Raw genomic sequence first — 13575 nt, forward strand, 5'->3', positions numbered from 1 at the left:
CTTTAAAACCACAACCTTACCTTTAACTCAGCCTAATCGAAAAATGCTTGGGACGCTAAGCCAAGCGTTGCTGACGATGCAATACCAAACTTTCAATATTAACGGGTGTTCCCAATAAATACCCTTGTAACTGATGGCAGCCCAGCTTGGTTAAAATATCAGCTTGCTGTTGGGTTTCTACCCCTTCTGCAGTTACCGTCAAACCGAGTTTTGCAGCAAGATGAATAATACTTTCTAAAATTGCTTCTTCTTTAGAGTTAGGTTGTAAATCGATGATAAAACCCCGATCTATTTTCAACTCATCTACAGGTAAGTCTTTTAAATACAAGAAGCTTGAATAACCTGTACCAAAATCATCGATGGCAATACGGATACCCAGCTGACGTAAACGCTCCAAGGTACGAATGCTCGAATCAATATGATGCATTGCAGTTGACTCAGTGATTTCTAAAATCAGATGCTGAGGTTGAATAGCATATTGTTCAATCAGTTGTTCTAAGACACCAAAGAGTTTTTTATTTTCAAATTGAAGCGCCGATAAATTGACTGCAATGGGATAAAATGGACTATTTTCTTGTTCCCATTTCTGAATTTGCTGACAAGCCTGTTCCAAAGCCCAATACCCCATGGGAATAATTAAACCAGTTTTCTCCGCCCCATCAATAAACATGTGTGGTGTTAGCAATCCTAAACTTGGGTGATTCCAACGAATCAGTGCCTCAACACCACATACCTCATAATTTGCCGTAAATTTAGGTTGATAAAATAAAATGAACTGCTGCTCATCCACTGCTTTATACAAATCATTGATCAATTTTGATTGACTACGGACATCTTGTTGATCCGTCATCGCATGAAACATGGTGTAGGTATTACGTCCCTGATCTTTAGACATCAACATGGCAATATCCGCATTAATCAGGAGATCTTGCACATTGGTTCCATGCTCAGGATACATCGCGATGCCAAGACTCGCAGAGATATTAATATCTTTACCTGCAATCAAGTAAGTTTCCTGAATGAAGTACAAAATACGTTCTGCTAGTTGCATCGCATCATTGCTGTCGGTGTTTTCCGAAATCAAGACAAACTCATCACCACCAATACGAAATAACCTTTGATTGGCATTGAGTTGATTATGTAAACGATTTGCCATTTGAATCAGTAATTGATCACCAACATGATGACCAAAAGCATCATTCACAGATTTAAAGCGGTCTAAATCAATATATAAAAAAGCCACTTTCTGTTCACGTAAACGATGATGAGTAAAAACAACCTCGGCATAATCGGTTAGATATAAACGATTGGGCAATTTAGTTAATGCATCATGTAAAGACTGTGTCGCAAGTTCTTTATTGATTAAAGTGAGTTGTTGATTGCGTTGCTCTAATCGAGCTTCCAATATGGCTACCGCGAAACCTGCGACAAAAACCAAACTGGTAATAACAATAATCGTGAATAATAAAACGCTTTGTTCAGTTTGTGCAGGAGTAATTACTTTAACGAGGTTTTCATTAAAGTACGTTGCAGCCATGCCGATATAGTGCATGCCAACGATACTCAATGCCATTAACACAGCAACAATTACTTTTAAAGTAATTCTATAGCTCACCGCAGCTTTATATTTAAAAATAAAAAAGAAACTTAAGCCAGAACCACTAATTGCGATCAAAATCGAGCAGATCACAAGCAATGGATCATAATACATCTGATGATATTCAACGGTGAGCGCCATCATCCCCGTATAATGCATGCCAGATATCCCAAGCCCCATAAAAACAGCGCCTAGAATCAAACGAGCAAGAGGTAAAGTTTGACGCGAAGTCAACCATACCGCAAAGACAGAGGCGACCGCTCCAATCAGATAAGAGAGAACCGTCAAACCAACATCAAAATGATATCCTTCTGGCAAATGGCTAGCCAGCATCCCCACAAAATGCATCGACCATATCGCTAGGCCTAAAATCAGACCACTCGCTACTAAAATGCTTTTTTCAAACTTTTTATAAGCAGCTTTAAAAACGAGCTCTTCCATTGAAACTGCAGCGTAACAGATCACGACTGCAACCAGAATGGAAACGATGACCAATGTGCTATCGTAATCAACGTGTACCATAAAGGACTTCCATGATTATTCAGTACTTTTTTTTATTTACTGAGCAAATTGCTCAAAATCAGAACGATCCTTCACACTCAAAGAAATATGAAGTTTATCTTCATAAACTTTTCCTAACAATAACATCATCTAGCATAAGGTCAAGTCTTTTTCACTTTATAAATCAATAGAATAAAAACATAAAATACAGTTTATTCCTATAAAAAATATTGTTTTTCCCATTCCATTTTTTATCTAAAGACTTACTTTATCTTTTACCCGATTATTTTAAAGTTTAAGTGATTACTCTTTTAATGCTGTGAATCGTGCAGATACCCCAAAGTATGCAACGATATTGCCTCAATCAAATACGAAATATACGTATTAAATCGATTAAAACATGAACAATATTAAGCCTATTTTTTATTTGTATTGTTATAACTCTGTTATCGAGCATCTACTATTTATTTCTAATTTCGGAAACATATATTGGCTTTTGCTGTACACAATAAACTTCTATACCAAATTTTGTAATTAACGCTACTATCGAAGCAGCTATCATAGAAACTCCAAAACCTATCCCACTTAAACAACTTACGACGGAACTAACAATATATTTTTTATCTAGCACCAGCTGCAACCCATTACTAAACCAAGCTTTATAAATTTCACTATCAGGGTTACATAATGAGTTATACAAGACACGTTTTACAGATTCAAATATTGTTAAGCCGACCTCTTTATCTTTAACTTTTTGATCTGGGCTTGGTAATGCTAATCTTTCTGTGAATGTGAGTTGTTTAGTTGAATAATCATGCACTATATAAATTAAATCCTTAGTTGACTGCGGCGAATTTTTTCCAATCTGGCTAAAAATCTCATCTTCTGTTAAATTCTGAATAATTCTAATAGCTTCTTTTTCAATATCATCTTGATCTAGATAAAAACTCTCATAACCTGTTAAAGTTGCTAAGGCCACCTCCTCATTAAATCTATTTATAATTTCATAATGAAAAATCTCTCTAGTCCTATCAGTTTTAATAACTGTATGATTTACTAAAACTTCTTTAATATATTTTTTAGCAGCCTCCACATCTTTCATTCTAAGATGGCAAATTGCTAATAGTGAAACTGTTTCTAAATAAATCCTAGTGTTTTTATTAATAACTAAAATATTTGAATTCAATAGTGATAAAGCATACTTCGTATCATTCAATTCTATAGCAAGTTCGCACAACTTATTCTTGGATTGCACCAATCTAACAAAATGCTTTGTTGGCCTTAAGATACTTTGAATATCAACAACTATTTCTTTAGCAAACTTATAATTTTGTTCATTGATAGCTCTATTTAATCTTGGTTCCAAAACTTTTAATTTATTTTTCTGTAAATCCGTTAATGGTAAATTCATTCCCCACCCAAAGCCAATTACCAAAAAGTAAAAATATAAAACCCTGCTCTTTCACAGGGTTTTATAGCACAGAATCATATAATTAGAGAATTAGTTCTTCTCTTTGTCTACGATCTTGTTCGCTTGAATCCAAGGCATCATCGCACGTAACTTGTTACCAGTTACTTCGATACCATGTGCAGCGTTTTGACGACGACGAGCAGTCATAGATGGGTAGTTTAACGCACCTTCTTGGATGAACATTTTCGCATATTCACCAGACTGGATACGCTTCAATGCATTACGCATTGCTTCACGAGACTGTTCGTTAATAACTTCAGTACCCGTTACATATTCGCCATATTCAGCATTGTTTGATACTGAATAGTTCATGTCCGCGATACCGCCTTCGAACATCAAATCAACGATCAATTTCAATTCGTGTAAACATTCGAAATATGCCATTTCTGGTGAATAACCCGCTTCAACCAAAGTTTCGAAGCCCATTTTCACCAATTCAACCGCACCACCACAAAGAACTGCTTGCTCACCGAATAAGTCAGTTTCAGTTTCTTCACGGAAAGAAGTTTCGATGATACCAGTACGACCACCACCTACGCCAGAAGCATAAGAAAGTGCAACGTTACGTGCATTACCAGACGCATCTTGATGAATCGCGATTAAATCAGGAACACCTGAACCACGTTGGAATTCTGAACGTACAGTATGACCTGGTGCTTTTGGTGCAACCATAATCACGTCTAAGTCTTTACGTGGAACAACTTGGTTATAAAGAATAGAGAAACCATGTGCAAATGCTAGAGTCGCGCCTTCTTTGATATTTGGTTCAATCACATCACGATAAAGCTGAGATTGGAACTCATCTGGAGTCAAGATCATGACTAAGTCAGCTTGAGCAACAGCAGCTGGAACTTCAGATACTTTAAGACCTGAATTTTCAGCTTTTTTCCAAGAAGTAGAACCTGCACGTAAACCAACAGTGACATCTACGCCAGAGTCTTTTAAGTTAAGTGCGTGAGCATGACCTTGTGAACCATAACCAATAATTGCAACTTTCTTGCCTTGGATGATTGATAAGTCACAGTCTTTATCGTAAAAAATTTGCATCTGTTTTCTCCGCTAAAATTTTTGTCATTTCCCTTGTTATACAAGGACAGATTTGGTCGCTCCCGATTTTGGCATTGCTTTGGCCAAAATCGGGAGAAATATATACTAAATTGTTAGAACTTTTTCGCCACGCGCGATGCCTGAAACACCTGAGCGTACAACCTCTAGGATGGTATTTTCAGCCAATGCATCAATAAAACCATCAATCTTGTCGGTAGTACCAGCGATCTGAATGGTATAAGTCGTTGGCGTTACATCAACGATTTGAGCGCGGAAGATATCAGCAGTACGTTTGATTTCAGCACGAGCCGCTCCCAACGCTTTTACTTTAATCAACATCAACTCACGTTCAATGTGTGCACCTTCAGACAGGTCAACCACTTTCACGACTTCAACCAGTTTGTTCAACTGCTTGGTAATTTGTTCAATTTTATGGTCATCACCATAAGTCGTTAAGGTCAGACGAGATAAGGTTTCATCTTCAGTCGGCGCAACATTTAAAGTCTCAATGTTGTAGTTACGTTGGCTGAATAAGCCTACTAAACGAGAAAGCGCACCAGCTTCGTTTTCAACGAGTACCGAAATAATATGTCTCATTAGGTACGCTCCCCTTTTCCTAACCACATGTCTTGCATCGACTGACCTGCGATCAACATTGGATAAACATGCTCAGTCCGATCGACCATGACATTAATGAATACACATTTATCATTAATCGCCATCGCTTCAGCGAGTTTAGACTCAAGCTCATCTGCATGATCGATTTGAATACCGACATGACCATAAGCTTCCATTAACTTAGCGAAATCAGGCAATGAATCGACATAAGAACTTGAATGACGTCCTTCGTAGTTCATATCTTGCCACTGTTTCACCATGCCCAAAGCTTGGTTATTTAAGCAAAGAATTTTCACATTTAAGCCATATTGCTTACATGTTGATAATTCTTGGATACACATCTGAATCGATGCTTCACCTGTAATACACACCACTTGCTGATCAGGGAATGCAAGCTTGGCTGCCATCGCATATGGCAAGCCAACACCCATGGTGCCTAAGCCACCAGAGTTGATCCATTGGCGTGGACGTTTGTATTTATAGTAGTTTGCACCAAACATTTGATGCTGACCAACGTCAGAGGTAATGATCGCTTCACCATTGGTCACACGGTCCAGTGCTTCAACCACTTGTTGTGGTTTCATTTCACCATTTTTAGCCGCTTCATAACGCAAACCATGCACTTTACGCCACTCATTAATTTGAGACCACCATGCTGCAATCGCTTCAGGGTTTGGCTTAGAAACATTCATCTGCTTGAGTTGTGCCAACATTTCTTGCAACACAGGCTCTACTGCACCCACGATCGGGATGTGCGCCATAATGGTTTTTGAAATGGTTGCTGGATCGACATCAATGTGAATGACTTTAGCATTGAGACAGAATTTAGCAGGGTTGTTGGTTACACGGTCATCGAAACGCGCACCAATCGCTAAAATCACATCTGCATTATGCATTGCCATGTTGGCTTCATAGGTTCCATGCATCCCCAACATACCCACGAATTGTGGATCATTTCCTGGGAAAGCACCTAAGCCCATCAAAGTATTGGTGACTGGATAACCCAATAAATGTGCAAGTTCAGTCAACAATCCAGAAGCATTACCTTGAACAACACCACCGCCTGTATAGATCATTGGGCGTTTCGCGGTAATCAGCTCATCAATTGCTTTACGAATCTGACCTGAGTGACCACGTGATGGTGGTTGATAAGAACGCATCTTCACTTTTTCAGGATATTCGTAGGCAAATTTATCTGCTGGATTAGTTACATCTTTAGGAATATCGACCACAACTGGACCCGGACGACCAGAAGATGCGATATAAAATGCTTTTTTAATAATGGCAGGAATTTCGCTGGCATGACGCACTTGGAAACTGTGTTTTACGATTGGGCGCGAAATCCCAACCATATCTGTTTCCTGAAAGGCATCTTCACCAATTAAATGACTCGCAACCTGACCAGACAGAATCACCATTGGGATTGAGTCCATATATGCAGTTGCGATTGGAGTTACAGTATTTGTTGCACCTGGACCAGAAGTAACAAGAACAACACCTGTTTTCCCTGTTACGCGTGAATAAGCATCTGCCATATGACCAGCAGCTTGCTCATGACGTACAAGGTAATGATTGATTTTGTCTTGTTGAAAAAGCGCGTCATAAATATGTAAAACTGCGCCGCCTGGATAACCAAAAACATGCTCTACGCCTTCGTCCGCGAGGGCACGAACGAGCATTTCACCACCAGATAAAAGTTCCAACGTGATTCACCCTATGTTTACACAATTTATGGGAGGCATAAATTGTGTTTCATTCATTAACTTATGCACTTTTTGTATGTGTGCGTATTCTACTCGTTTTTGCTGCAATAGGAAAAATTTTCTGACTCATCAGCCGTATAAGCTGTTATTACATCTCGAATCAAAACATGTTGGGATAAACATATTTCAAAAAATCATTCTCTCGGCTAGAAAGAATGTCCATTGCAAGCCATGACATTTATTCGAAGGGTGATCAAATAAACGCATATAAAACTAAAGCAAGCATTTTTGTTGCTTTCCTGCACAAAGTCAAGATTAAAGGAACAGATTTTATATAATATTTTTTGGCTGCTGTTTTTTTAAACAGCGCAGTTATAAAAATAACTGCATATTCAAATGAGTTTTATTTCAATTATTGTACTTTTGGTATTTATAATTTCCAGTTAAAGTATTTATTTTGAATATTAAACAACTGATCGGATCAAATGATCTTGGGGAAAATCACAATGCAATCATCTCATTTAAAAACAATTACATCCATAACCTTAACTAGTTTGTTCATGTTCTGTTCTGGCCAAATATATGCTCAACAATATTATAAATGGATCGATGCGAATGGTTCGACGCATTACACCACTACTCCACCACCTAAAGGAGCAAAACGCTTAGATAAAATTTCAACTTATGGTTCAAATAACAATCAAAGCAGTCCCAATGCTTCTTCACAAAATCAGCAAACTACACCTCAACACAACACCTCATCGAATACAAATCAGCTTCAACAAGAAAATATGCATGGAGATGAAACACCCCAACCACAAAATATAGGAATAGCAGCAGCACCAGTAGAACAATAACTTAAAAGTTTAGGGAGAGTGTCCAAGACATTCTCCTCACTTATATCCAATAAAAACACTGCTAAAAACTGACATTTCACCCCGTTTTGCGCTATGCTGTGCAGCAATTATTTTCCACTTATTTTGTTGTATCGCATATCCCTATGACGACTTCTCACATTGACGCCGAATATCAAGCAAGTGCCATTGAGCCTCAAGTTCAACAAGACTGGGACAATCGCAAAGTTTTTAAAGTTGCAGACACTGTAGAGGGTAAACATCGCTATATCCTATCGATGTTCCCCTATCCAAGTGGCAAACTGCATATGGGCCATGTGCGTAACTACACGATTGGCGATGTGATTAGCCGTTTTTACCGCCTAAAAGGTGAAACCGTTCTACAACCAATGGGTTGGGATGCATTTGGTTTACCTGCGGAAAATGCAGCGATTGCCCATCAAGTTGCTCCAGCAAAATGGACCTTTGAAAACATCGCTTATATGCGTGACCAATTAAAAAAATTGGGCTTATCTGTCGATTGGGATCGTGAATTTGCTACCTGTACCCCTGAGTACTATCACTGGGAACAATGGTTATTCGTTCAGCTTTATAAGAAAGGCTTGATCTATCGTAAGCTTTCAACCGTGAACTGGGATCCTGTAGACCAGACCGTTTTAGCCAATGAACAAGTTGAAAATGGTCGTGGTTGGCGTTCAGGTGCATTGGTTGAAAAACGTGATATTCCAATGTACTACTTCCGCATTACGGACTATGCACAAGAATTATTAGACGATTTAGATACCTTAAAAGATGGCTGGCCTCAGCAAGTCTTGACCATGCAGCGTAACTGGATTGGTCGTTCAACAGGGATGGAAATCACTTTCCCTTCTGCAAGTCCTGACGTGTATGCAGATAGCTTAACTGTCTATACCACTCGTGCAGATACCCTGATGGGTGCAACCTATGTCGCTGTTGCTGCTGAACACCCAATGGCATTGAAAGCAGCGGAAAGCAACCCTGTACTTGCTGCATTTATTGAAGAATGTCGCATGGGTTCAGTCGCTGAAGCTGATTTAGCCACTGCTGAAAAGAAAGGCATGGCAACGGGCTTATTTGTGAAGCATCCAGTCACTGGTGAAGAGTTGCCAGTATGGATCGCCAACTACGTGTTGATGTCATATGGTTCGGGTGCGGTAATGGCTGTGCCTGCACATGACGAACGTGACTTTGAGTTTGCCAATAAATTCAACCTGCCAATCAAACAAGTCATTGATGCTAAAGGCGTTGATGATGCTGAATACACTGCAGCTGAATGGCAGGAATGGTATGGCTCTAAAGAAGGCAAACTGGTCAATTCTAGCGAATTTGATGGCTTAACCCTCCAAGACGCTTTTGATGCATTCCTTGCAAAACTAGAACCACAAGGTTTAGCGAACGCGAAGGTTCAATTCCGTTTACGTGACTGGGGTGTATCTCGTCAGCGTTATTGGGGTTGTCCAATTCCAATGATCAACTGTAATACATGTGGTCAAGTCCCTGTTCCAGAAGATCAATTGCCTGTGGTATTACCGACTGATGTGGTTCCAGATGGTTCTGGCAATCCATTGAACAAGATGCCAGAGTTCTATGAAACAAAATGTCCAAACTGCGGTGGCGATGCACGTCGTGAAACCGATACATTGGATACTTTCGTAGAATCATCTTGGTACTATGCGCGTTACGCATCGCCTGACTTTACGGGCGGTCTAGTTAAACCTGAAGCTGCGCAAAACTGGCTTCCAGTCAACCAATACATCGGTGGTGTAGAGCACGCGATTCTGCATTTACTTTATGCACGTTTCTTCCATAAATTGATGCGTGATGAAGGTGTGGTACAAGGCAATGAACCATTTACTAACTTGTTAACGCAAGGTATGGTCTTGGCAGATACCTTCTATCGCGAAGCTGAGAATGGTAAGAAGACTTGGTTTAACCCTGCTGATATCGAGTTAGAACGTGATGAGAAAGGTCGTATCCTTTCAGCTAAATATTCAGGTGATGGCCAAGAAGTTGTGATCGGCGGACAAGAAAAAATGTCCAAGTCGAAAAACAATGGTATCGACCCACAAGCGATTATTGATCAATACGGCGCAGATACCGCACGTGTATTTATGATGTTCGCTGCACCACCAGATCAATCATTAGAATGGTCTGATGCAGGTGTTGAGGGTTCAAACCGCTTCTTGAAACGCGTATGGCGTTTAACGTCTGGTTTCTTGGAAAAAGGCAATCAAGCAACGGCGATTGATCGCAGCAAACTTTCAAAAGATGCGCAAGACTTACGTCGTAAAACCCACGAAACTATTCAAAAAGTGGGTGATGACATCGAACGTCGTCATGCTTTTAATACTGCAATTGCAGCATTGATGGAATTGCTGAATGCTAGCAATAAGTTTGAAATCAAAGATGACAATGACGTTGCGGTTGCGCGCGAAGCCATTACGACATTGTTGACTTTACTTGCGCCATTTGCACCGCACTTGAGTCAAACCTTGTTAACTCAGTTCGGAATGGATTTAACCACAGTTGAATTCCCACAAGTCGATGAGTCTGCGTTAACCCGTAATACACAAACGATTGTTGTACAAGTGAATGGTAAACTTCGTGCTAAGTTAGACGTCGCTGTCGATATCTCTAAAGAAGATTTATTGGCTCAGGCAAAAGCGTTACCAGAAGTTCAACAATTCTTAACTGGTCCAACCAAAAAAGAAATCGTTGTACCAAACAAATTGGTGAATTTAGTCGTTTAAACTGTAAGGGCGTATTATATACGCCCTCATTGTCTATGAGGAATGGATATGCACTTAGCACAACGTTTAGCTGCGATTGTTTTAACCTTAGGTCTAAGTGCAGGCTTAGTCGGCTGTGGCTTTCACTTAAAAGGCAATAATCCAGCGGCAACACCACTGGTCTATAACAAACTGACTTTAGTTTTGCCTGACTATACTGATGAGTTGGAAAACCGACTGAGTATTTATCTCAGTGCAACAGGCGTACAACTGAGCAATTCAAATGATGCTTATGTACTACGCATTTTGGATTACACCCCTCGCCGCCAATTACTGAATGGTAAATTGACCGAGGTTCTGCTTCGTTTGACAGTGACTTTTCAAATTGAAGACCGTCAAGGCAATAAAATTACTGAACCGCGTACTTTAACCGCATCACGCACTTACCAATACGATGTCGCAACAGTCAACACGGATAATCAACAAGAAGCTTATCTGAATCGTATTGTGATTGATGATGTAGCTCAGCAAGTGACGCGTCAGATCGCAGCAAATCGCCTACCTAAAGCTCAATCATAATCTGTATCTATGAAACTAGATTATGTTCAGGCGTTAAAAAGGGTTAAAGATGCTCGTGGTGCATGGATCATTCATGGTCAAGAGCCTCTACTCGAGCAGAATCTGCTCGACACCTTTCGTAAGAGCTGGCAGCAACAAGAGGTTGAACGCCAGCGTTATGATATTAGCAGTGTCAATGATTGGAAAAATGTCTTTAATGCCCTGAATAGTTTGTCGCTGTTTTCTCAACAACTGGCAATCGAAGTTCATGGCAATATCAAACCCGATGCCAATGGCTTAAAACAACTCAAAAGTTATATACAACACAATGAACATAATTTATTACTGATTGTTTTACCTAAACAAGACAGTGGTAACCTTAAATCTGCATTTTTCCAAGTGGTCGAAGCCAATGGTGTGGTGGTGCCACTCACCGCCACTTATCCTCAAGACCGACAACGTATTTTAAATATTGAAGCAGAAAAACTCGGTATTCAGTTAGATCAAGCAGCATGGCAATGGCTAATGCAGCATCATGAACATAACTTATTGGCTGCTAAAAATAGCTTGATGCGTGTTGCAGATACCTTCCCTGATATCCAACACATTCAGACTGAACAATTGTATGCCTGTTTGCAGGATCAGTCGCGTTATACCACGTATGATTTAAGCGATGCCTTACTGGCGGGAAACTTAGCGCAATCTGTTAAAATTTATCAATACCTGATTGCAGCGGGCGAGCCTGACAGTCTGATTTTATGGACGCTGAGCAAAGAAATGCGTTTATTGATGCAACTGTTTGAACAACCACAAAACGCCTTGCAACTGGGTATTTGGAAAACCAAAGTATCAAACTATCAACAGGCGCTACGTCGTCTAAATCCGCAGCAGTTTCTCACATGGCCTGATTTATTATTACAGATAGATGCTGCCATCAAAGGCATGTCCAAACAGAATAGCAATCATTTAATGTTGCAAGCGATTAGCAAACTTTGCGGTACAACTTTATTTACCCAATCTTCGTAAACCGATAAAAGCGCTAGATCAAATAAGAAAATAGAGAATAATTCTCATTATAGATTAAAAATATTCACGCTTTATCCTTATTTCACTTTTATACTAAACAAAATTTTTTAATTACGCGCTTGTACCATGCCAAAAATGATTTCTAAAAAAGTTAGACCTGTAAAAACAATCATCATTGTGGTCAGCATTCTGGTGATCGCCCTACTCAGTTGGCTGATGTTAAAGCCGAAAGAAACTGCACCGCAGTACATTACTGCTGAAGTGAGTCGTGGTGATATCGAAAGTTCAGTTTTAGCGACAGGCGTATTAGAAGCGACTAAGATGGTCAGTGTCGGCGCGCAAGTTTCAGGTCAAGTTAAAAGGATGTATGTGCAACTTGGTGATCAAGTTAAACAAGGACAACTGATTGCCCAAATTGATTCTGTTCGCCAAGAAAATGAATTGAAAACAGCCGAAGCCAGTATTAAAAATCAACAAGCGCAATTGGCAGTTCAACAAGCCAACCTTGCGAAAGTAGAAGCAGAATACAAACGCCAACAAACCATGTTCAGTCAAGATGCCACCTCTCGTGCTGAACTAGAATCTGCATTAGCCAGTTACAAAACGGCTCAAGCACAAATCGCGGCCATCAATGCGCAGATTGAACAATCACGCTTAACCCTTGCAACCACAAAAGAAGACTTGGGATATACCCAAATCGTTGCGCCGATGGACGGTACGATTGTGGCAATTGTGACCGAAGAAGGTCAAACGGTGAATGCCAATCAAACTGCACCCACCATTGTGAAACTTGCAACGTTAGATACCATGACGGTTAAAGCACAGATTTCTGAAGCGGATGTGATGCGCGTTGAAAAAGGCCAAACGGTTTATTTCACAACTTTAGGCAATAGTGAGAAAAAACATTACGCAAAATTACGCCAAGTCGAACCTGCACCCAATTCAATTAATACCGAAAATACCAACACCAGTTCGTCATCTACCAGCTCTGCTGTGTACTATAACGCGCTGTTTGATGTGCCAAATGAAGATGGCAAATTACGTATTGATATGACAGCGCAGGTTTATATTGTGTTGGCTGAGGCAAAAAATGTGCTCACCGTGCCAGCTTCAGCGTTACAAACAAGTAAACGTCCAAATCGAAAAGATCGCGGAACAGATAAAACCGAAACCAAAGATGGCGCAAAATCGCAACAACCGAAACGCCTCGAGTTGACCGCGGATGAACAAGCATTAATTACGCAAGGCAAAGCATCAACCAGCATGATTCGTGTACTACAAGCAGATGGCAGCATCCAACCACAACCTGTGTTAATTGGTCTCAATAATCGTGTCACAGCGCAAGTCATCAAAGGTCTGAAACAAGGTGATCAAGTAGTGATTGCCGATGCTTCAGATAGCTCAAATGAAGCGGCAAAACGTAGTAGCCAACGTGCGATGAGAATGTAAT

At 40.0% G+C, this 13575-nt stretch carries 10 protein-coding genes; 5 read left to right on the plus strand and 5 right to left on the minus strand.

Features of this window, described 5'->3' with window-relative positions; genetic code table 11:
• Positions 1-55: 55 nt before the first annotated feature.
• The 5 genes from J2Y37_RS11215 to J2Y37_RS11235 all read right to left on the minus strand — a co-directional run bounded on the left by J2Y37_RS11215 (position 56) and on the right by J2Y37_RS11235 (position 6937).
• Positions 56-2119: an EAL domain-containing protein gene (locus J2Y37_RS11215; protein ID WP_349032862.1), complete on the minus strand. Its 2064-nt coding sequence runs from the start codon at positions 2117-2119 to the stop codon at positions 56-58.
• 439 nt (positions 2120-2558) lie between these two features.
• Positions 2559-3509 (minus strand): hypothetical protein, encoded by a 951-nt coding sequence (locus tag J2Y37_RS11220; RefSeq protein WP_349032863.1) that lies wholly within the window; start codon positions 3507-3509, stop codon positions 2559-2561.
• A 90-nt stretch (positions 3510-3599) separates the two neighbouring features.
• Positions 3600-4616: a ketol-acid reductoisomerase gene (gene ilvC, locus J2Y37_RS11225; RefSeq protein ID WP_004672686.1), complete on the minus strand. Its 1017-nt coding sequence runs from the start codon at positions 4614-4616 to the stop codon at positions 3600-3602.
• Between the two features lie 105 nt (positions 4617-4721).
• A complete protein-coding gene (gene ilvN / locus J2Y37_RS11230) occupies positions 4722-5213 on the minus strand; it encodes an acetolactate synthase small subunit (protein ID WP_004672684.1) in 492 nt (163 codons plus the stop codon).
• On the minus strand, positions 5213-6937 hold the full coding sequence (locus J2Y37_RS11235; protein ID WP_349032864.1) for an acetolactate synthase 3 large subunit: 1725 nt from the start codon (positions 6935-6937) through the stop codon (positions 5213-5215). Before J2Y37_RS11235 ends, ilvN begins: the two co-directional genes overlap by 1 nt.
• Before the next feature lie 506 nt (positions 6938-7443).
• Between J2Y37_RS11235 and J2Y37_RS11240 the strand changes: the two genes are divergently transcribed.
• From J2Y37_RS11240 to J2Y37_RS11260, 5 genes are all read left to right on the plus strand, one after another.
• Positions 7444-7794 (plus strand): DUF4124 domain-containing protein, encoded by a 351-nt coding sequence (locus tag J2Y37_RS11240; RefSeq protein WP_241323972.1) that lies wholly within the window; start codon positions 7444-7446, stop codon positions 7792-7794.
• A gap of 158 nt (positions 7795-7952) precedes the next feature.
• On the plus strand, positions 7953-10562 hold the full coding sequence (gene leuS, locus J2Y37_RS11245; RefSeq protein ID WP_349032884.1) for a leucine--tRNA ligase: 2610 nt from the start codon (positions 7953-7955) through the stop codon (positions 10560-10562).
• Between the two features lie 48 nt (positions 10563-10610).
• The gene (gene lptE / locus J2Y37_RS11250) at positions 10611-11120 is read left to right on the plus strand and encodes an LPS assembly lipoprotein LptE (protein WP_004672680.1); all 510 of its coding nucleotides are present in this window, start codon (positions 10611-10613) and stop codon (positions 11118-11120) included.
• Between the two features lie 9 nt (positions 11121-11129).
• Positions 11130-12125: a DNA polymerase III subunit delta gene (gene holA / locus J2Y37_RS11255; protein WP_349032865.1), complete on the plus strand. Its 996-nt coding sequence runs from the start codon at positions 11130-11132 to the stop codon at positions 12123-12125.
• A 126-nt stretch (positions 12126-12251) separates the two neighbouring features.
• On the plus strand, positions 12252-13574 hold the full coding sequence (locus tag J2Y37_RS11260; protein ID WP_241323969.1) for a MacA family efflux pump subunit: 1323 nt from the start codon (positions 12252-12254) through the stop codon (positions 13572-13574).
• Position 13575: the final 1 nt, after the last annotated feature.

It is taken from the genome of Acinetobacter sp. 3657 (genome assembly GCF_031456775.1).
Classification (GTDB): domain Bacteria; phylum Pseudomonadota; class Gammaproteobacteria; order Pseudomonadales; family Moraxellaceae; genus Acinetobacter.